Source organism: Streptomyces luteolus (assembly GCF_029968015.1).
Taxonomy (GTDB): domain Bacteria; phylum Actinomycetota; class Actinomycetes; order Streptomycetales; family Streptomycetaceae; genus Streptomyces; species Streptomyces luteolus.
Window position 1 is genome coordinate 1 of record NZ_JASCIS010000010.1, and the last position, 20,930, is coordinate 20,930.

15 protein-coding genes and 1 pseudogene are annotated in these 20,930 nt (G+C 69.4%); 8 read left to right on the forward strand and 8 right to left on the reverse strand.

The genetic code is table 11. The features are described from left to right. The 3 genes from QIT00_RS11900 to QIT00_RS11910 form a co-directional block, all read right to left on the reverse strand. A partial coding sequence (locus tag QIT00_RS11900; RefSeq protein WP_282535165.1) for an ATP-binding protein occupies positions 1-580 on the reverse strand: 580 nt, incomplete at its 3' end. Continuing rightward, the gene (locus QIT00_RS11905; RefSeq protein WP_282535323.1) at positions 577-2,100 is read right to left on the reverse strand and encodes a Mu transposase C-terminal domain-containing protein; all 1,524 of its coding nucleotides are present in this window, start codon (positions 2,098-2,100) and stop codon (positions 577-579) included. The genes QIT00_RS11905 and QIT00_RS11900, both read right to left, overlap by 4 nt. 356 nt (positions 2,101-2,456) lie before the next feature. After that, the gene (locus tag QIT00_RS11910) at positions 2,457-3,209 is read right to left on the reverse strand and encodes a TnsA-like heteromeric transposase endonuclease subunit (RefSeq protein ID WP_282535166.1); all 753 of its coding nucleotides are present in this window, start codon (positions 3,207-3,209) and stop codon (positions 2,457-2,459) included. A 332-nt stretch (positions 3,210-3,541) separates the two neighbouring features. Here QIT00_RS11910 and acnA point away from each other — a divergent pair, with 332 nt between their 5' ends. Beyond that, positions 3,542-6,259, forward strand: a complete 2,718-nt coding sequence (gene acnA / locus QIT00_RS11915; protein WP_282535167.1) for an aconitate hydratase AcnA — start codon at positions 3,542-3,544, stop codon at positions 6,257-6,259. Positions 6,260-6,337: 78 nt separating this feature from the next. Then, complete coding sequence (locus QIT00_RS11920) at positions 6,338-6,505, forward strand: hypothetical protein (RefSeq protein ID WP_282535168.1); 168 nt, start codon at positions 6,338-6,340, stop codon at positions 6,503-6,505. Here QIT00_RS11920 and QIT00_RS11925 read toward each other — a convergent pair. From QIT00_RS11925 to QIT00_RS11935, 3 genes and pseudogenes are all read right to left on the reverse strand, one after another. Then, positions 6,468-7,634 (reverse strand): annotated as a pseudogene (locus QIT00_RS11925) (MFS transporter); the annotation flags it as partial. The gene QIT00_RS11920 and the pseudogene QIT00_RS11925 overlap by 38 nt on opposite strands. 352 nt (positions 7,635-7,986) lie before the next feature. Continuing rightward, complete coding sequence (locus QIT00_RS11930; protein WP_282535169.1) at positions 7,987-8,520, reverse strand: hypothetical protein; 534 nt, start codon at positions 8,518-8,520, stop codon at positions 7,987-7,989. A gap of 289 nt (positions 8,521-8,809) precedes the next feature. Further along, complete coding sequence (locus QIT00_RS11935) at positions 8,810-12,697, reverse strand: GH92 family glycosyl hydrolase (RefSeq protein ID WP_282535170.1); 3,888 nt, start codon at positions 12,695-12,697, stop codon at positions 8,810-8,812. A 366-nt stretch (positions 12,698-13,063) separates the two neighbouring features. Here QIT00_RS11935 and QIT00_RS11940 point away from each other — a divergent pair, with 366 nt between their 5' ends. The 4 genes from QIT00_RS11940 to QIT00_RS11955 all read left to right on the forward strand — a co-directional run bounded on the left by QIT00_RS11940 (position 13,064) and on the right by QIT00_RS11955 (position 17,499). After that, positions 13,064-13,612, forward strand: coding sequence for a DUF1062 domain-containing protein (locus QIT00_RS11940; RefSeq protein WP_282535171.1), 549 nt, complete (start codon positions 13,064-13,066; stop codon positions 13,610-13,612). 545 nt (positions 13,613-14,157) lie between these two features. Further along, entirely contained in the window at positions 14,158-15,606 is a 1,449-nt protein-coding gene (ngcE, locus tag QIT00_RS11945; protein WP_282535172.1) for an N-acetylglucosamine/diacetylchitobiose ABC transporter substrate-binding protein, read from the forward strand. Positions 15,607-15,655: 49 nt separating this feature from the next. Further along, complete coding sequence (locus QIT00_RS11950) at positions 15,656-16,579, forward strand: carbohydrate ABC transporter permease (protein WP_282535173.1); 924 nt, start codon at positions 15,656-15,658, stop codon at positions 16,577-16,579. Further along, a complete protein-coding gene (locus tag QIT00_RS11955; protein WP_282535174.1) occupies positions 16,579-17,499 on the forward strand; it encodes a carbohydrate ABC transporter permease in 921 nt (306 codons plus the stop codon). The genes QIT00_RS11950 and QIT00_RS11955 overlap by 1 nt, the downstream gene beginning before the upstream one ends. Before the next feature lie 10 nt (positions 17,500-17,509). Here QIT00_RS11955 and QIT00_RS11960 read toward each other — a convergent pair whose 3' ends face one another. Further along, the gene (locus QIT00_RS11960; RefSeq protein WP_282535175.1) at positions 17,510-18,991 is read right to left on the reverse strand and encodes an MFS transporter; all 1,482 of its coding nucleotides are present in this window, start codon (positions 18,989-18,991) and stop codon (positions 17,510-17,512) included. An 85-nt stretch (positions 18,992-19,076) separates the two neighbouring features. Then, positions 19,077-19,370 carry a hypothetical protein gene (locus tag QIT00_RS11965; RefSeq protein ID WP_282535176.1) on the reverse strand — a complete coding sequence of 98 codons (294 nt, stop codon included), beginning with the start codon at positions 19,368-19,370 and terminating at the stop codon, positions 19,077-19,079. Between the two features lie 182 nt (positions 19,371-19,552). Between QIT00_RS11965 and QIT00_RS11970 the strand changes: the two genes are divergently transcribed. Next, positions 19,553-19,765, forward strand: coding sequence for a hypothetical protein (locus QIT00_RS11970; RefSeq protein WP_282535177.1), 213 nt, complete (start codon positions 19,553-19,555; stop codon positions 19,763-19,765). A gap of 185 nt (positions 19,766-19,950) precedes the next feature. Then, entirely contained in the window at positions 19,951-20,874 is a 924-nt protein-coding gene (locus QIT00_RS11975; protein ID WP_282535178.1) for a helix-turn-helix transcriptional regulator, read from the forward strand. Positions 20,875-20,930 lie beyond the last annotated feature (56 nt).

Here is a 20,930-nt window from a genome sequence, read left to right on the forward strand (position 1 = left end):
CGAGGACCAGCCCGGTGCGGGTGTCCGTGCAGACGCCGACCACTGCCTCGATGATGTCCGTCATGTTCGACCGGGGCCGGACCGGCAGGCCCAGGAAGCGGGCGAACTCGGCCGCGACCATGCGGGCGGTCGCGGCGGGCGGGACGGTGATGTAGAGCACCGGGATGCGGTCGGCAACGTTCGGATGGCGGGCCCGGTCGAGGAGTTCATGGGCGAGCCCGAGCTGGGTGATGGCGCTGGTCTTGCCTGTGCCGGGCAGGCCGGAGACCATCAGGCCGCGGCGAGCGCTGATCGCATGACGGTTGAGCAGGACCAGCCGGCGGCCGCAGACCACCGTCTTCTCGACGAACGAGGTGGCGACCACGAGCATCCGGGCGTGATGGTCGAGTCGGTCCTCGTCGTAGAGAGCCCGCCCGGTCGGGGACAGCCCTCGCGACTGGCCGGGAGACAGCAGAGCCGGGGGTTTGGGCGGGTCGTCGACGAACCGCCGCCATCCCTCCAGGGTGGTGAGCTGCCGGTTGGCCACGGCATCGGCCTCTTGCAGGGCAGTATCCCGGCCTGCCGGTTCAGGGACGGTCACGGGCGCCTCCAGGGGTTCGCGAGCGGGTCGAACAGGCCCAGTGGGATGACCTTGGCCAGCTCGGTGTCCGCCGCTTCATCCGCCGGTGTCTCGGCGGCAGGCGGGTCGAAAATCGGCCGGTCGGCGGTGGTGGCGCGGGTGCGGGCGGCGACGCGGCGGTCGCGGCGGGAACGCTTGGCCGGACGGTCCTTCTCCGGGGAGGGGCCGTCGTGGGCTCGCCGCAGTAGTGCTGCTGCGGCGTCCGCGATCTGTTCCTCGGTGCCGCCGGGAACCTGTTCGCAGGCGTGGTCCCAGGCCATTTCGCCGAAGGGGACGCCAACGCGGTGCAGGTGTTTCCAGAACACGGTGATCCACCGTTCACGACGGCGGTCGCGTACCCAGATCCGGGAGATGTCGTAAGGGTCGTGGTGGATCTCCCACAAGCCCTTCTTCTCCACCACCCCGGAGTGCTGGCGGCGCAGAGGGCTCAACTCGCGGTCGTCGTAGGTGCGGTGCTTGATCCGGATGCCGTAGGCGTTGATCGCCTGCCACCGCTCGGGCAGCAGCTCGATGTAGTCCTCGCCGTTCAGCGGGACCGGGACATAGCCGCAGGACTCCACCAGCGCCGCGTACTTCTCGTTCGGCGAGAACGCTCGCTTCGGCGCGTCCGGGTCCCGTAAAGCGTCGTGTGGCCTGGTTTGCCAGACGGCGATGATCCACTCGTCGAGAAGGTTCTGTAATTCGGGCAGCGACCACAGAGGCCCGTCTTCCAGATTCCGGCCCCGGCGGTCCGTTGACCGGCCGGTGTAACCGGCGACGAACTGTGCGAACAGAGTGGCGATCGAGCCCAGCGTTTTCTCGATCGTGCCCTTGTCAGTAGGCGTCGCCTTGTGGGCGGGTTGCAGGTTGATGCCCAGATAACGGCAGGAGGCGCGGAAGTTGTTCGAGATGAACACCTTGCCGTGGTCGCAGACGATCGTCTCCGGCACGATCACCGGCCGTGCGGCCGCGTGCTCCAGGCGCTCGTCCAGAGGCAGGAGTCGCCGATGCGGCAGCACCGAGCGAGACATCCGCAGGGCCTCCGGCCAGCCCGGACGCATCGTCTCCGGGGTGACGCTGCGGGCCAGCAGCGCGGAGGCGTCGGCGGCCTTGGTGGTCGGCCGCAGCACTGCCGCGGTGATCGACCTGGTCGCGATGTCGACCATCGCCGTCAGCTCGACCTTCTCGGCGAGCCCGTCATCCAGCCGAACCAACACATCCAGCGGGGTGGAGTCGATCTGCATCAGCTCGCCCGGCGCGCTGGCCGGCACTTCCCCGAACGGGCCGGGCGGCCGCAAGGCGATCGAGCGGCGGGTGCGGGCTGATCCGGTGGCGTGCGTGCCCGTGGCCAGCTTGTCGAACAGCCGGTAGAGCGTGGCCCGAGAGGGCATCTCGACGGCGGTGGTGCCCTCTCGGTCAGCCAGGATCTGCTTCGTTCGCCAGACGATGAATCCGATGGTCCTCGACGACGCGTCGGCGGCCTCGGCGATCGCTTGCCGCATCGCCTCCACCACCGCGGGGTCGACCGTACCGAAGGCCGGCATCTGCTTGGCCGACCGGCCGTCCGCCAGCCCGACCAGCCCGTCGCGCTGGTAACGCTGCCGCCGCTGCTTGACGCCGCTGGCCGTCACCGTGTGCCCAACTGCCGTCAGCTCCGCCGCCTTGGCCAGCTCGCGCTGAGCCAGCGAGGTCTGCCTCGGGTCGAACTCCGGACGGGGGACAGCCCCATCCGGAGCATCAGGCGGCAGACCCTGCAGGACCTCCAAGATGTGCCCCTCCCACCAGCGAGCCTGTTCAGCTGCCGACTCAGGGAACTCCCCGATCCGCGCCGTCGGCGGAACCCACCGCCCCGTCCCACTCACGGAGCACCTCCACCAGACAGGCGCACGACCGTGCGCGGCCCCAACAACGCAACCGACAGATCCTCAGCAGCCAGTTCCTGGCGCCAGAGCAGATGGAAGAGCGCGGGCAGCGTCGCAAGCCGGTCCCCAGCCGTATCAGCCCCGGCCAGCAGCGGGCCCGGCGTCGCGAAGACCTCCAGAAGCCGGTTCGCGGCCCTGCGGTGCAGGCAACGCGGGTGCCGGTAGCGCGATAGCCACCGAACATTCGCCAGCAGCACCGCCTCCGGCGCCCCGACCCGCTCGAACCTCCACCCCGCCTGAGCACAGGCGATCCGCGTCACCTCGAACGCCTCCGCGTCCTTCGGCTCGATCCGCTCATCCGCGCGGACGTCGATAACCACCGCCGAGCCGTCCGTACGGCGTACGAAGTAGTCCGGGGCGTGCCGACGCTCCCGCTTGCCGTCGCGCCAGTGCAGCCAGAATGGCTGCGAGGCGATCCCCACCACCTCGGGGTCCGAGTCCATGAGCACAAGCCGGTCTCGCTCCAGCCAGGACTCGAAGCCGACGTGCTGCCCAGTCGTAGCCGCCCAATACCAGCCCGCGAAGTTACGCTCACCACGAACCCACCGAAACGGCCTTACGGGCGATGTGTCCTCAAAGCGGGCCGTCACACAGTCCAACAGCGGACGCCGCTGACGCTCGCACGCAGCGTCTATGTACGAGAGCTCGACGTACGGCCCCGCGAGTTCTACCCCAGCCGGTACAGCCACCCAGCACCCCCAGTGCGTCCACCCCGTACGACTAGGTTCACTGAGACAGAAGGCGAAACGACTGGGTTCGTTGAGTAAACGACTCGATTGGATGAGACCGGTCAGCCGGGGCGGGGCATGACCGATCCGGCGGCATGTACTAGAGTTATCTCGACATCGAGATATCTGCCGAGGCGCACCGCAGCCACGCGACGCTTCCGGTCCGGCAGTAAGGGTTACCTAACTTAGCCCTACCTTAGCGGATCGGTCCAGCGTCGTGACGGCAACCACGCGCCGGTAGGCGCAAGTAGGCACAGTGCGGTGGTACGCGCACATATATGAAGGAGACTGTCGTGTCGGCGAACAGCTTCGACGCCCGCAGCACGCTGCGCGTGGGCGACGAGTCGTACGAGATCTTCAGGCTGGACAAGGTCGAGGGCTCTGCTCGCCTTCCCTACAGCCTCAAGGTTCTTCTGGAGAACCTGCTCCGCACCGAGGACGGCGCCAACATCACCGCCGACCACATCCGTGCCCTCGGCAACTGGGACTCGCAGGCCCAGCCCTCCCAGGAGATCCAGTTCACGCCGGCCCGCGTGATCATGCAGGACTTCACCGGCGTTCCCTGTGTCGTCGACCTCGCCACCATGCGTGAGGCCGTCAAGGAGCTCGGCGGCGACCCGGCGAAGGTCAACCCGCTCTCCCCGGCCGAGCTGGTCATCGACCACTCCGTCATCGCCGACAAGTTCGGCACGGCGGACGCCTTCGGCCAGAACGTCGAGCTGGAGTACGGCCGCAACAAGGAGCGCTACCAGTTCCTGCGCTGGGGCCAGACCGCGTTCGACGACTTCAAGGTCGTCCCGCCCGGCACCGGCATCGTCCACCAGGTCAACATCGAGCACCTCGCTCGTACGGTCATGGTGCGGGGTGGCCAGGCGTACCCCGACACGCTCGTCGGCACCGACTCGCACACCACGATGGTCAACGGCCTCGGCGTGCTCGGCTGGGGCGTCGGCGGTATCGAGGCCGAGGCCGCGATGCTCGGCCAGCCCGTCTCGATGCTCATCCCGCGCGTCGTCGGCTTCAAGCTGACCGGTGAGCTGAAGCCCGGCACCACCGCCACCGACCTCGTGCTCACCATCACCGAGATGCTGCGCAAGCACGGCGTCGTCGGCAAGTTCGTAGAGTTCTACGGCGAGGGCGTCGCCGCCACCTCGCTCGCGAACCGCGCCACCATCGGCAACATGTCGCCGGAGTTCGGCTCCACCGCCGCGATCTTCCCGATCGACGGCGAGACCCTGAACTACCTCAAGCTGACCGGCCGTTCCGAGGAGCAGGTCGCGCTCGTCGAGGCCTACGCCAAGGAGCAGGGCCTCTGGCTGGACCCGGCCGCCGAGCCCGACTTCTCCGAGAAGCTGGAGTTGGACCTCTCCACGGTCGTCCCGTCGATCGCCGGACCGAAGCGTCCGCAGGACCGCATCGTCCTCGCCAACGCCGCCGAGCAGTTCAAGACGGACGTCCTGAACTACGTCGGCACCGCAGACGAGGCCGGCATCGAGTCCTTCCCGGCCTCCGACGCCCCGGCGAACCACCCCAACGGCGGCCCGTCGAAGCCGGTCACCGTGACCGCCCCCGACGGCTCGACGTACGAGATCGACCATGGTGCCGTCACGGTCGCCGCGATCACCTCCTGCACCAACACCTCGAACCCGTACGTGATGGTCGCCGCCGCGCTCGTCGCGAAGAAAGCCGTCGAGAAGGGCCTGACCCGCAAGCCGTGGGTCAAGACCACCCTCGCCCCGGGTTCGAAGGTCGTCACCGACTACTTCGACAAGGCGGGCCTGACCCCGTACCTCGACAAGGTCGGCTTCAACCTCGTCGGCTACGGCTGCACCACCTGCATCGGCAACTCCGGCCCGCTGCCGGAGGAGGTCTCCAAGGCCGTCAACGACCACGACCTCGCCGTCACCTCGGTCCTCTCCGGCAACCGGAACTTCGAGGGCCGCATCAACCCCGACGTCAAGATGAACTACCTGGCGTCCCCGCCGCTGGTCGTCGCGTACGCCCTGGCCGGTTCGATGAAGGTGAACATCACCAAGGACGCCCTCGGAGTCGACCAGGACGGCAAGCCGGTCCACCTCGAGGACATCTGGCCGTCGGAGGCCGAGGTCAACGACGTCGTGGCGAACGCCATCGGCGAGGACATGTTCAACAAGTCCTACTCCGACGTCTTCGCCGGTGACGCCCAGTGGCAGGCGCTGCCGATCCCGACCGGCAACACCTTCGAGTGGGACACCGAGTCGACGTACGTCCGCAAGCCCCCGTACTTCGAGGGCATGACGATGGAGACCACCCCGGTCTCCGACATCTCGGGCGCCCGCGTCCTCGCCAAGCTCGGCGACTCGGTCACCACCGACCACATCTCTCCGGCCGGTGCGATCAAGGCCGACACCCCGGCCGGCAAGTACCTCACGGAGCACGGCGTCGAGCGCCGTGACTTCAACTCCTACGGCTCGCGCCGAGGCAACCACGAGGTCATGATCCGCGGCACGTTCGCCAACATCCGCCTGCGCAACCAGATCGCGCCGGGCACGGAGGGCGGCTTCACCCGCGACTTCACGAAGGAGGACGCCCCCGTCTCCTTCATCTACGACGCCTCGCGCAACTACATCGACCAGGGCACCCCGCTCGTCGTCCTGGCCGGCAAGGAGTACGGCTCCGGCTCGTCCCGTGACTGGGCCGCCAAGGGCACCGCGCTCCTCGGCGTCAAGGCCGTCATCGCCGAGTCGTACGAGCGCATCCACCGCTCGAACCTCATCGGCATGGGCGTCCTGCCGCTGCAGTACCCGGAGGGCCAGTCCGCCGAGGCCCTCGGCCTCACCGGCGAGGAGACCTTCTCCTTCGCGGGCGTCACCGAGCTGAACAACGGCTCCACGCCGTCCACGGTCAAGGTCACCACCGACACCGGTGTGGAGTTCGACGCGGTCGTCCGCATCGACACCCCCGGCGAGGCTGACTACTACCGCAACGGCGGCATCATGCAGTACGTGCTGCGCAGCCTGATCCGCAAGTAGGGACCTGCAGCCGATACGGTCGGGCCGCACCTGGAGCTCTCCGGGTGCGGCCCGACCGCGTTTCTGTGAGGAGTCGCCTTGGTGCGCGACCTGTGCAAGGTGGGCGAAGTGCCGGGCGGCGTGGGCGAGTTCAGGCCCCGCCCGTTCACTCCGGACGAGGAGCCGCGCTACCGCACCGAGGTTGCGGAGGACATCTGCTCGATACGGTTCACGACCGGTCCGCGGCGGCTCCCCGGCCGGGCCTGAGCGCCCACACACCCGCGGCGGCGACCGCCACCCCGATCAGCGCCCAGGTGAACGCCGCCCGGAATCCGGCCACTTGAGGCGTGGTGTGGGCGGCCGCCACGCCCACCAGGACCGCGAGGCCGAGCGAGCCGCCGAGCTGGTCGACCGAGCGCTGGACGCCCGCCGCCGTGCCCGCGTCCGCCTCGGTGACGTCGAGGAGCGCGGCGTTCTGCAGGGCGACCAGGCCGATGCCCATGCCCGTGGCCACGCCGAGCATGCCGGGCAGCACGTCCACCGCGTAACTCCCCTCGTCCGGCAGCCGGGTCAGCCACGCGAGTCCGGCCGCCGTCGCCCCGAGCCCGAGGAGCGCGGTGCCGCGCAGGCCGAGGGCGCCGATCAGCCGGGACACCTGCGAGAGGCCGAGGAGCAGCGCCCCGCAGAACGGCAGGTACGCCAACCCGGCCTGCAGCGGGGTGAGGTGGAGCACGTTCTGCAGCTGCAGCGTGAGCAGGTAGAACGTCGTCGAGAGTGCCGCGCTGAGCAGGACCGTCGCCCCGTTGGCCACCGCACGGGCGCGGTGCGCGAAGAAGGCGAGCGGGACGAGCGGGGACTTCGTACGCGCCTCGACGGCCACGAACGCGACGAGCAGCGCGCAACCCGCCGCGAGCACCGCCCCGTTCCGCTCGATCACCCCGTGCACGACCGTCAGCGGACCGGCGGTGAGCAGCACCGCACCCGGCACGTCCAGGCGCCCGGAGCGGGGTCGCGGCCCGTCAGGTCGTACGAGCAGAGGGGTGAGGGCGAGGACGGCCGCTGTGATCGGGACATTCACGCCGAAGATCCAGCGCCAGTGCAGGAGTTGGGTGAGCGCACCGGAGAGCAGGACGCCGACGACGAGGCCGCCCGCCGAGATCGTGCCCCAGATTCCGAGCGCCTTGGCGCGCTCCGCGGGCTCCGGGTAGAGCAGCGCGATCAGGGAGAGCGCGGCCGGGGAGGCGAGTGCCTCGCCGGCGCCCTGCGCGAAGCGGGCGGCGATCAGCGCCTCCAGGTTGGGCGCGAGCCCCGCGAGCAGCGAGGCCGCGGCGAACAGGGCGGCGCCGAGCACTTCGGTGACCCGGGCGCCGAACAGTGACACCCCTCCGACCAGTGGGCGTGCGGCCCCTGCGGGGCGAGCTTTCCCCTACCCGCCCCTTCCCGAAGTCCTGCGGACCGCCACGGGGGCCAGCCCCCGGACCCCTGTTCCTCAAGCGCCGGAGGGGCTGATTTTGCGAGCCAAGCCCCGGACCCTGCTCCTCAAGCGCCGGAGGGGCTGAGTTGTGCCACGACAGGGGCGGGCTGTGACACTTGCGGCTTCGTCGCGTGGGCGCGACCAGCCACGATGGGGCGGCAGCCGGATGTCACGCGGGCCACCCCTCGGTGACAGGCGCGCGGGGGCGCGAGGCGCGGGGGTGCGAGGCGCGCGGGCGCGAGGGCGGGGGGTGCGGATCACCCCCGCGTACGCCTCACAGCATCCCCGCGTGCACCCCCGCCTGCACCACCGCGGCGTGCGCCAGCTGCCACTCGCCGAGCAGGGCCAGGGACACGGACAGGAGGGCGCGGCCCCACAGCATGTCCTGGGTGCGCTTGATGTGCCGGGTGAGCTGGGCGGCGAGCACGACCAGGCCGCCGACCTGAAGCACCCGCACCAGCGTGCTGTCCGGCGGCGCCACGAACGCGCCGAGCAGCAGGGGCAGCGAGGAGAGCGGCGCCAGGACGGCCAGGACGGCGGGCGTGCGGTGCAGGCCGCCGCGGCCGCCGAGGGCCCGCGCGAGCACCACCGTGGTGACGCCGAGCAGGAGATGGCCGAGGAGCAGCACGAGCGTGGTGAGCAGCAGCCACAGGCCGGGGACGCGCAGGTCCGGATAGGAGGCCGCGACCTCGGGAACCTCCCGGGTCAGCAGCGCCATCAGCACCATCTGTCCGCAGGCGGCGAGGAGTACGGCGCCGGCGAGCGTCCGGCCGCGCAGTCCGAGCAGCCACTCACCGGCGTGCAGCACGGTGGTGCAGCCCCGGCGCAGGGCGCGCCCGGCACGGGTGATCAGGGGTAGCCGCGGCGGCGGGGGAGGGTCCGGCCGCGGCGGGGCTATGAGGGTCGGGGGCGGGCCCCCGGGGCCCTCCGATCCTGACCCGGAACTGCTGCTCATCGCTCTCCAACTGCCCTTCCTGTCCGCGCCGTTCGCGGCAGTTCGCGCCGTTCGCGCTGTTCGTGCCGAACACGCCGAACGGCCGTGCCGGGTCCCGACGCGGTCGGGGCCCGGCACGGGGAGCAGAGCTCGGTCTACGGGATCACGAGATCAACTCCACCTCCGCCAGTGTCGCAGCTCCCTTCGGAACGAGCCGATAGTGGCGGTACGTACCGGGATCGGACACGGAGAACACCCGCGTCTGGTGGTCCCACCGGAAGGACTGCTCGTCCCGCCGGTCCAGCACCTTCCACTGGTCGCCGTCCGCCGAGCCCTCAAGGACCCAGCCGTCCGGGGCGTTCGCGCGGTCCGCCGACGTGAGCGTGTACTGCACAGCACGCGTCTCGCCGGAGAGCGGCAGGTTCACCGAGGCCACCTGGGCGTCCGTCTTCGAGGAGTTGTCGAAGAGCGGCCCTTCGCTCTTCGTCGCGTCCTTCCGGGGCGAGGGGACCTTGTCGTCCTTCGTGAGGGAGACGGGCGCCGCGTCCTTGCCCGTGCCCCACTTCGACGGCTCCGGGCCCATGTCGAACTCCAGGGTGCCGCCGCGCGCGATCTCCTCGTGCGGCAGGGCCGTCGACGTCCAGCGCTTGCCGTTGACCTTCAGGCCCTGCACGTAGATGTTCTCCGCGCTGTTCTTCGGGGCCTTCACGACCAGCTTCTTCCCGCCGTCCAGGCGCACCGTGGCCTTGGTGAACAGCGGGGAGCCGATGGCGTATTCGCCGCTGCCCATCACCAGCGGGTAGAAGCCGAGGGCGGAGAACAGATACCAGGCGCTCTGCTCGCCGTTGTCCTCGTCGCCGTGGTAGCCCTGGCCGATCTCGCTGCCGGTGTAGAGCCGGGAGAGCACCTCGCGGACCTTCTCCTGCGTCTTCCAGGGCTGCGAGGCCGCGTTGTACATGTACGTGGCGTGGTGCGCGACCTGGTTGCTGTGCCCGTACATGCCCATCCGCACGTCACGGGCCTCCGTCATCTCGTGGATGACCCCGCCGTACGAGCCGGTGAACTCCGGGGACGCCGTCTCCGGGGTGGCGAAGTACGTGTCGAGCTTCTTGCCCAGGCCGGACCGGCCGCCGTACAGGTTCGCGAGGCCCCGCGAGTCCTGCGGCGCGGTGAAGGCGTAGCCCCAGCCGTTGGTCTCCGTGTAGTCGTAGCCCCACACGCGCGGGTCGTACTCCGACGACTCCACGCGCCAGTCGCCCTTCAGGTCACGGCCCTGGAAGAAGCCCGAACTCCCTTGTTCGGCACCGGCCTTGGCGTCGAACAGCTCGACATAGTTGCGGGCCCGGTTGAAGAAGTACTCCGACTCCTCCTTGTACCGCTTCTCACCGGTCTTCTCGTAGAGGGCCCGGCCCATCTTCGCGATGCCGTAGTCGTTGAGGTAGCCCTCCAGGGACCAGGACAGGCCCTCGTGCGTCTCGGTGGACGCGTAGCCGAGGAACGGCGAGGTCTCCATGCCCTTGCGGCCCACGCCCGAACTCGGCGGCACCACCGTGGCGTTCTTCAGCGCGGCGTCGTACGCGGACTTCTCGTCGAAGTCCACACCCTTCACGTACGCGTCGGCGAAGGCCACGTCCGAGGACGTGCCGGTCATCAGGTCCGCGTAACCCGGAGAGGACCAGCGGGAGATCCAGCCGCCGTCCTTGTACTGCTGCACGAACCCGTCGACCAGCTCGCCCGCCTTCTTCGGAGTGAGGAACGAGTAGGCGGGCCACGTCGTGCGATACGTGTCCCAGAAGCCGTTGTTGACGTACACCTCGCCGTCGACGATCTTCGCGCCGGTGTGCGTCGGGGTGTCGGGGCCGGTCTGCTTCGAGAACGGGGACGCGTACTGCGTCTTCGTGGAGCCGTCCTTCTGCACCACCTTCTCGTGGCCCGAGTTGGGGTACAGGTAGAGGCGGTAAAGCCCGGAGTACAGCGTCGTCAGCTGGTCCTCCGTCGCGCCCTCCACCTTCACCTTGCCGAGCAGCGCGTCCCACTGCGCCCGGGCCTTGCTCTTCACGCGCTCGAAGGAGGTTCCCGCCGGAATCTCCTCGTCCAGGTTGGCCTTCGCCTGGTCGACGGATATGAGGGACGTGGCCAGGCGCAGCGTGACCGTGCGGTCCTTGCCCGCGTCGAAGCGGAGGTGGCCCTTGACCCCGCTCGCGTCACCGCTCTTGACCGGCTTGTCGAAGGTGCCGTACACGAACAGCCGCGTCGCGCCCGTGGACAGGCCGCTCTTGACGTCCGAGTAGCCGGTGACGACCCCCTTCTCCTTGTCGAGGCTCAGGCCCGCCTTGTCGGAGACGTTGTCGAACAGGACGCTCGTGTCGTCGCCGGGGTAGGTGAAGCGCATCATCGCCGCGTGGTCCGTCGGCGTCATCTCGGCCTCGATGCCGTTCTCGAACTCGACGCCGTAGTAGTGCGGGCGGGCCGTCTCGTTCTCGTGCCTGAACGCGAGCGCGCGCTTCTTGCGGTCCAGGCCGGGCGTGCCTCCGGCCGCCGACGGAAGGACCTGGAACGTCTGCCGCTCACCCATCCACGGGCTCGGCTCATGGCTCGCGCTGAACGCCTGCAGCGTCGGCAGGTTGTCCTCGTTGTTGCCGCGCGCGTAGTCGTACAGCCAGCTCAGCGAGCCCGCGTTGGTCACCGGCGTCCAGAAGTTGAAGCCGTGCGGGACGGCCGTCGCCGGGATGGTGTTGCCGCGCGAGAAGCCGCCGCTGGAGTTGGTGCCGCGGATCGTGGACGCGTAGTCCGAGGGGTGCGCCTTCGGCTTCGCCGGCGGCACCCGCTTCAGGTTCACGTCGTCGACCCAGCCCTGGAACTTCGACGGTCCCTTCGGGGAGTCGTACGCCACCAGGATCCGGTCCACGGTCTTGCCCGCGGCGACCCGCCCGAGCTCGGCGGCGACATGGTTCCACTGGTTCACGTAGAGGCGCTTCGCCGCCGCCTGCCCCTGCGGCGTGAGCGACCCGCCATGCTTGTCGGTGGCCTTGAGGTCGCTCAGATACGTGCCGTCCGTGAACGCCAGGTCCACCGAGACGTGCGTCGCCGCATAGCTCAGATCGGGCGCGGGCTCGGGCATCGCCGGGAACACCCGGTACGACAGCTCGGTGTCGCGCGCGATCTCGACGTCCACGTCGAAGACCTTGTTGTACGAGTACGCGTGGCCGTCCGCCCGGTGCGTACCGGCGTAGCGCAGTGCCCGCTTGCCGGTGAACCCGGCACCGGGCTTCGCGGTTGGCGAGCCGCTCGGGCCGCGGTGGACCGCCGACCGCATGTCGTCCGGCGCGGGGTCGCCGGTACTGCCGTCGGAGATCCGCAGGTCGGCGAGTTGAGTGGCGTCCTCCGCGCCGTTGTTGGCGGTGATCTCCAGGCGGTAGTGCGCGTACGCCGTGCCGCCCGCTATGTCGCCCGCTATGTCGTACGTCTTCGTCTCGAAGCGCTTGCCGAAGGTTTCCCCGGAGCGGGAGTCGAGGGTCTTCCACTCCTTGCCGTCCGCGGAGCCCTTCAGGACCCAGTCCTTGGGGTCGCGCTCGGCGTGGTCGTTGGCCGAAGTCAGGGCGTACTTGCGGACCTTGACGGCCTCCGCCAGGTCGTACTCCACCCAGCCCTTCGCGGCGAACGCCAGCCACTTGGTGCTCGCCTCGCCGTCGATGAGGTTCTCCTTCACCTCCCCCGAGCCGGCGTTCTCGTCGCTGGCGCGCACCTCGCTCACCCGGTCGGTGACATCGCCCGGAAACCCGCCGCTGAACGCGCCGTCCACCCCGGCGGCCTTCTTCTTGCCGTCCGGGGTGGTCTCGACGGTGTCCGTCCAGTCGGGGCGTGGCTGCCCCTCTTCGAAGGACGAGCTGAACTCCCGCTGTTCGCCGCCGGGTCGGGGCGCTCCGGTCGCGGTGCCCTGGACGGCGGTGACGAGGAGGAGGGCGGCGACGGGAACGGTGGCGAGGGGTCTGTGCCACGGACTTCTGCCGCGCGCTCTCCGGCGCGACAGCAGGGGTTGGGGACTCTGCATGCGGGGGCCTCCAGGCATGGCATGGCTCGGCGTCGGGCGGACGGACAACGTTGTCAGGTCGCTGCGCAGGGTCCAGTAGGGCGTCAAGTGAGCTGTGGTGTCAAGGGTGTTGAAAGGGGATCAGGGCCGCCGGCCGAGGCGCTACGAGGTTGCGAAATCCGGTGGAGCGACGGCGCGGTGCGCGGCTACCGTGTTCCGTCCCCGTCCCCGTCCCCGTCCCCGTCGTCTCGCGAAGGACCGGCCGTTGTACACCCTGTGAGATCTCCCGAGCGCTGAACTGTCGCGCGTCGCTGTGCAGCTCTGCTGCGCCTGTGCGCCGCGCTCCTTCTTGCTGCGGATTTTCCTCACTGAAACCGGTGTACTTCTGTGCTCACCAGCTGGGTGGTCATGCCCACCTGCCTGCCTCTCGTCCGCCGCCGTTGCCACGTGTGCGCGTCCGACCGCTTCCGGCCGCACGGCAGGTTCCGTGTCAACGCCCACCACAAACGCATCGACGTCTGGCTCCTCGCGCTCTGCACGACGTGCGGGGCGACGGCCGATCTCACGGTTCTGGAGCGGACCCAGGTGCGTTCCGTACGATCCGAACTCCTCGACCGGCTGCACGCCAACGACCCGGCCCTGGCCGCCGAACTGCTCCAGGACCCGGCCGTACTGCGCCGCAACCGCATCGGCCTGGACTGGGCGGGCGCGTGGCGCCTTGACACCGGGGGACCGGTTCACCTGGACCGGGAGGCCCTGGACGTCTCGGTCCGCTTCGCGGCACGGATACCCGTCCGGCCCGTACGCCTGATCGCCGAAGGCTGCGGCCTGCCGCGGGCCGAGGTGGAGAGGCTGGTCTCGGAGGGACGAGTGGTCGCGGCCGTACGCCTGACCGGCAAGCTCTCCGGCGACTTCACGTTCACGCTGAAGCGCTGAGGAGCCCCTCCGGGGGTTGGGGGGCGGGGTGTCCGACGGGCCCCCGGCGCCCTGGGTGGTACAGGTGGCGCATTTCCGACGTGTGGGGACCATCAGGGGTGTGGGGTGATGGCTGAGCCAGTCGGAAAACGGCCAAGTCGGGGTCCGGCGTGCGGTGTCGGGGAAGCGACCGCCCCGAGGTCGTGTGCGTGCGCGAAAGTCCAGGTGATCACGTACGAAAGTCCACTGGCCGGAGGCCGTGCCCTGAGGGAGGCTGCGACAGGGCGTCCGTGAGGTCTCAACTCGGGAAAGACTGCCGACCAAAGCTGTATTCGATCTTGCTCACCCGAAGGAGAGTGGACTATACCTGTCGGCGTCCGCGCAGCCGTTTCACGGCAGCGGGCACGGGGGCGGGGGCAAGGCGGGGGAGCCGGGGAAAAGGTTCCACCGCCCATCGGTTTCAGCCGTTCCCGACAAGAGATCGCACGACCCCAGCTTCACCACACCGCGGTGCCGGGGAGGGTCCGGTTCACCGCCTGAGTCCTGGAGAAGGCGAGGACTTGAGCATGGGATCCACTTCAGCACGCAACGGCCACGACGGTGTCGGACGCCGTGATCTGATCAAGCGCTCGGCCGCGCTCGGCCTGATTTCCGTGCCGGCGATGAGCTTCCTTTCGGCCTGTGCGAGCGGGGACGGGGGTGGCGGGGCCGTCGAGAAGGGCACGAAGAGCAAGAAGAACCCGCTGGGCGTCAACGAGTCGGCGCAGATGGAGTTCGTGCTCTTCGACGGCGGCTTCGGCACCCAGTACGCCGAGGACGCCACCAAGACGTACGAGAAGAACTTCCCCAAGGCGAGCGTCAAGTTCTCCTCCACGCAGAAGATCCAGTCGGTGCTCCAGCCCCGCTTCAACAGCGGCAACCCGCCGGACCTCATCGACAACTCCGGTGCCGAGCAGATGGACATGGGCGTCCTCGTCGGCAAGAAGCAGCTCACCGACCTCACCCCGCTGCTCGACGCCCCCTCCGTGGACGACCCGGACAAGAAGGTCCGCGACACCCTGCGCCCCGGCATCGTCGAGATGGGCCAGTTCGACGGCGACCCGGTGTGGATCATGTACTACGCGTACACCGTGTACGGCGTCTGGTACTCGCAGACCGCCCTGGAGAAGCTCGACGCGGAGTACCCGGAGACCTGGGACGACATGCTCGCGGTCTGCGCCAAGGCCAAGAAGCAGGGCATCGCGGGCTGGACGTACCCGGGCAAGTACCCGTACTACATGCCCTTCTCGATGTACCCGATGATGGCCAAGATCGGTGGCCGGGAAGTCCTCGACGCCATCGACAACCTGGAGCCCAACGCCTGGAAGCACCCGGCGGTCAAGGCGGTCTTCGAGGCGTACTACGAGCTCTTCAAGAAGGGCTACATCCTCAAGGGCACCACGGGCATGACCCACATCCAGTCGCAGACCGCGTGGAACGAGGGCGACGCGCTGTTCATCCCGAACGGCTCCTGGGTGGAGAACGAGTCCGCCAGCACCACGCCCAAGGACTTCCGGATGTCCGTGGGCGCCCCGCAGGGCATGGACAGCTCCGACAAGATGCCCTTCGGCACCATCTGGGCCTCGGGCTCCGAGCCCTTCATCGTCCCGGCCAAGGCCAAGAACCCGGCCGGCGGCATGGAGCAGCTCCGCCTGATGCTCAGCGAGGACGCCTCCCGCAACACCACCAAGCTGGTGAAGTCGCTCACGGCCTTCGACGGCGGCACCGACGGCGTCGAGCTGACCTCCGGCCTCAAGGGCTGCGAGGCGGCCCTGAAGCTGGCCGGCGAGAACGTCGTCAACCCGCGCATGCAGGACTGGTACGTGAAGCTCCAGAAGGAGCAGATCGGCGTCGCCGGTCTCGGCGAGCTGATGGCGGGACGCCTCACCCCGGCCGAGGCCATCAAGAAGATCCAGGGCTTCGCCGACAAGACGGCCAAGGACTCCTCGATCAAGCACTACAAGCACAAGAAGTGACCGTGCGTCACCAGCGGCGGCACCCGCAGGAAGATCGAGGTCGGTGATCATGCAACACGGCAAGTACCGGTTCATCGTGGGGTTCCTCGCGGCACCCCTCGCGTTGTACGCGGTCTTCGTCATCTGGCCGTTCATCCAGGCGATCTACTACTCGTTCACGGACTGGACGGGGCTGAGCCCGGACTTCAAGATGGTCGGCTTCGCCAACTACCAGCGCATGTTCGAGGACGAGATCTTCTGGAAGTCACTGCAGCACAGTGTGCTGTTCGTGGTGCTGCTGCCGCTGGTGACGCTCTCCCTGGCGCTGTTCTTCGCCTTCATGATCAATGTCGGCGGCCGGGCCCGAAAGAGCGCCGCCGTCACGGGAGTTCGCGGCTCCGGCTTCTACAAGATCGCGTACTTCTTCCCCCAGGTCCTCTCCATCTCGATCGTCGCGCTGCTCTTCCAGTTCGCGTACAACCCACGGAACGGCGCCATCAACTCGGCGCTCGCCGCCATCGGTCTGGACGGCTTCCAGCCGTCCTGGCTCGGCGACCCGGACTACGCGCTGTGGGCCATCATGGCGGTCCTGGTGTGGAGCACCGTCGGCTTCTTCGTGGTGCTCTTCAGCGCCGGAATGGCCTCCATCCCCAGGGACTTCTACGAGGCGGCGCTGCTCGACGGGGCCAACCGGTTCACGACGTTCTTCCGCATCACCCTGCCGCTGCTCTGGGACACCGTGCAGTCCGGCTGGATCTACATGGGAATCCTCGCTCTGGGCGCCGAGGCCTTCGCCGTCGTCCACATCATGAGTGTGGGCCCCGGCGGCCCGGACTACTCGACGTCGATCCTGCCGCTGTACATCTACCAATCGGCGTTCCGTGACGCCAACGCGGCCTACGCAACCACGATCGGTGTCGCCCTGCTCGTCGTCACGCTCTGCTTCGCGGCCGTCGTGATGCGACTCGGCCGGCGCGAGCGGCTGGAGTACTGATGAAGACGACCGACACACCTCCCGCCGAAGTCACCGGGAACCGCCCGCCCGCCGTGACCAAGACGAACGGCGCGCCGCCCGCGAAGCAGAAGCGCGAAGGCTCCGTCCTCAACGTCTTCTCCCACGGCATGCTCGTCCTCTGGGCGTTCATGGTGGTCATGCCGCTGCTGTGGGCGGTGATGACGTCCTTCAAGACCGACGCGGACATCTTCGGCTCGCCCTGGAAGCTGCCGGACTCGCTGCACTTCGAGAACTGGTCGCGCGCGTGGAGCGACGCGCACATGAGCGAGTACTTCCTCAACACCGTCGTGGTGGTGGGCTTTTCGCTCGTGGGCACGCTCATCCTCGGCTCGATGGCGGCGTACGTCCTGGCCCGCTTCACGTTCCCCGGGAATCGCTTCCTCTACTTCCTGTTCATCGGGGGGATGAGCTTCCCGATCATGCTGGCGCTCGTGCCGCTGTTCTTCGTGATGCAGAACATGAGCCTGCTCAACACGATCCCCGGGCTCGTCCTCGTCTACATCGCCTACTCGCTGCCGTTCACCGTCTTCTTCCTCACGGCGTTCTTCCGTACGCTGCCGACCTCGGTGGCGGAGGCGGCGTTCGTCGACGGTGCCTCGCACACCCGGACGTTCTTCCAGATCATGCTGCCGATGGCGAAGCCGGGCCTGATCAGCGTGGGCATCTTCAACTTCCTCGGGCAGTGGAACCAGTACATGCTGCCCACGGTCCTCAACACGGATCCGGACCGCCGCGTCCTGGCCCAGGGCCTGGTCGAACTCGCCGTCAACCAGGGCTACAAGGGCGACTGGTCCGGCCTGTTCGCGGGCCTGGTCATGGCGATGCTGCCGGTGCTCGCCGCGTACATCATCTTCCAGCGGCAGGTGGTGGCGGGGCTCACCGCGGGTGCGCTGAAGTAGTGCGGCGGCGCTAGGTGGACCTGGGGAGGCTCCGTACCGCGAACAAGCCAAGGGCGGCGTGCAGTCCGCTCGCGACCACCGCCACCACATGCAGCCCCGTGACGAACGCGGACCTGGCGTCGGACGCCAACGCCCCGCTCGCGCCAGCGAGTTGCAGTGTCTCGCCCAGCGTGCCCGCGAGCCCCGGCCCGTCGAGTCGGAAGATCAGGGCGGCGAGGGAGCCGAGGAGGGCGATGCCGAGGGCGTTGCCGAGCTCGTTGCTGGTCTCGGCGATCGCCGCGGCCGACCCGGCGCGCTCGGGCGGCACCGCTGCGACGGCGGTGTCGGCGACCACGCTGAACGAGATGCCGTACCCCACCCCGGTGACGACCGTGGCCGCCACGTACCAGCCGACCCCGCCCGAAGCCCCGGTCGCGAGCAGCAGAAGCAGGCCCCCGGCGATCGTGAAGTGCACGGTGACGAGCGCGGCGCGGACGCCTGTACGGGCGACCACGGCCGGCGTCACGACGCAGGTGACCGTGAGCACCGCCGCTCCCGGCAGCGCGGTCAGCGCGGCGTCCAGGACCGAGAGGCCGAGGACGGACTGCAGGTAGACGCCGCCGAGGTACGCGACCGCCGACCACGCCGCCAGCGGAAGCAGCCCGGTCACGGCGGCGATCGTGAACACCCGGTCGCGGAACAGCCGGAAGTCGATCAGGGGGTGGGCCAGGGAGAATTGGCGCCGTACGAACCAGACCAGCGCGCCCACGCCGACCGCACCGAGCGTGAGCGGTCCGACGGCGAGCCCTTCGGCGGCCGTGTGCTTGACGGCGTACACGGAGAACAGCAGACCGGCGGCGGAGAGCAGCACGCTCAGGACGTCGACGCGGTCGGTGCGCCCGCTCGGCACCTCGCGCAGCAGCAGCGGCGCGAGCAGCAGGAACAGTAGGACCACGGGCAGGTTGACCAGGAAGACCGAGCCCCACCAGAAGCCGCTGAGCAACTGCCCGCCGACCACCGGGCCGATCGCGAAGCCCGCCGCGAACGTCGCCGCGAAGATGCCGATCGCACGCGAGCGCTGCCGCGCATCGGGGAACAGCCCGCTGAGCACGGCGAGCGCCGACGGCAGCAGGGTGGCACCGGCGACGCCCATCAACGCCCGGAAGGCGATGAGGAGTTCGGGGCTCGGGGCGAAGGCCGCCCCCGCCGAGGCGAGCCCGAACACCGCCGCGCCGCCCTTGAGCAGCCGCAGCCGGCCGTACCGGTCACCGATCGCACCGAACGCGACCAGCAGGGAGCCGACGGCGAAGCCGTACCCGTCCAGGATCCAGAGCGCCTGGCCGGCGCTCGGCGCGAGTGCGGCGGACACCGCCGGCATCGCCAGGAACAGCACCGAGCTGTCCATCGCGACGAGCAGCACAGGACCGAGCACGACGAGCAGCCCGAGCCAGGCGCGCAGGCCGGGGGAGGGGGTGGGTGAGGTGGTTACGGGAGCGGGGTGTGTTGCGTTCATGCCTCGCACGATGCGGCCTCGGCACGTACGGCAGACATCCCCCTCTCGTGGGTACACCTCGTGGGTTCACCCTGCGGGGCGAGGGTCACCGCTGGAGGGCGGCCAGGCCCTTCTGCAGGTCCTCCGCGTTCATCACCGGGTGGAGGTCGATCTTCGCGTTGAGCTCGTTGAGCAGCGGCTCGGCGATGGACGGCATCTGCGAGCTGTCCTGCATGTCGAAGACGAAGGTGCAGCAGCGACAACCCTCTTCGGGGCCGAAGTAGGCCGCCTCGGGCTTGAGGGTCTCGGTCAGCTGCTGCATGAGCTTCGGGAGGGTGCCGTTCTTGAACGCCTCGTTGGACGTCTCGGTGTCCAGTCGTGCTTTGAGCATCATCCTCATGACGCACGCTCCTCATGTACGACGGACCGGGAGCGGCTCTGTCCGCGACCGCTGGAATCCGGTCACGTCCCTTCGAACTCTACGCGCGCGAGCACCTCCGGAACATGCCACGGGTTCATGCCACGACCACGGATCCCCGCCGAGCCGGAGCCGGACGGCCCGCCCTACGGCACCCTGGGGGTATGAGTGCGCCGATAGTCGTCCACCCGCCGCAGGGCAGCGGAGGCCGCCGCGTCACCGTGCACGGCGAGATCCTGGGCCTGGCCCGCAACGACCGCGACCTGATCGAGTTCCTCCGGCGCACCGGCCTGGAAGAACCCGACGGTCTCGTCCTGGGCGACTCCCCGCTGATCGAGTGGCGTGGCGGCCGGGCCCATGAGTACGACGCGGCGTGACGGGCCCGCACGCCGAAGCCCGCGCCCCCTGTCCGCACGTGACTCCACCTGACTCCACCTGACCCTGCCTGCACCTGACCTTGACGGCACCTGACCTTGACGGCACCTGACCCTGACGGCACCTGACCCTGACTGCACCTGACAGGGACACCCACGCCCCGCCCCGCCCGCCTACGCTCGACGCCATGCAGCCGGACAGCCTAGGGGCCTACCTCAAGAACCGCCGCGACCGCGTCACGCCCGCCGACGTCGGCCTGCGCACCTACGGCACCGCCCGTCGCGTACCGGGCCTGCGCCGCGAGGAGTTGGCGCAGCTCGCCGGGGTGAGCGCCGGGTACTACACGCGGCTCGAACAAGGGCAGGCGGGCACCGTGTCCCAGCAGGTGCTCGACGCCCTCGCCGGGGTGCTGCGGCTTGACCCGACCGAGACGGCCCACCTGCACAACCTCGCCCTGCGGAGCGGCAGCCGCGGCGCCCCACGGCTCGTACGGCCCCGGCCCGAGCGGCCGCACCAGCGCGTCCTGAACCTGCTCGACGCGCTCGGCGAGGCGAGCCCGGCCGTCGTGCTCGGGCGGCGCGGCGACATCCTCGCCTGGAACCGCACCGGGCACGCCCTCGTCGCCGAACACCTCGACTCCGACGCGCCGTGGGACCCGGCCCACCGCCCCTCCGTACCGCGGATGTTCTTCCTCGACCCGCTCGCCCGTGAACTGCACCGCAACTGGGACGAGCTGGCCCGTATCCATGTCGCGTATCTGCGGCTGACCGCGGGCCGGTACCCCACCGACGGGCGGCTCGCCGAGCTGATCGGCGAACTGACCATGCGCAGCGCGGACTTCGCGGCCCTGTGGGCCAAGGGCGACGTCGCCGACTGCACGGTCGGGCGGATGAGCCTTCAGCACCCGACGGTCGGCGGGGTCGACGTCGACTACCAGGTGTGGCTCCAGCCTGAGAGTCCCGACCACCGCCTGGAGCTCTACACCCCGGCCGACACCGCCTCGGCGGACGCGCTGCGGCTGCTCGCGGCGCAGGTCGGGGAGGGTTCGCAGGGGCAGCGGCGGCCCACGGGGCCGGTGCCGGTCCTGCCCGGGCAGGAAGCTGTCGTCTGAACCTACTTCCGTCAAGGGCTTGACGGGCATTGTCCCCGGAGGCTGAGCTTAGGGTT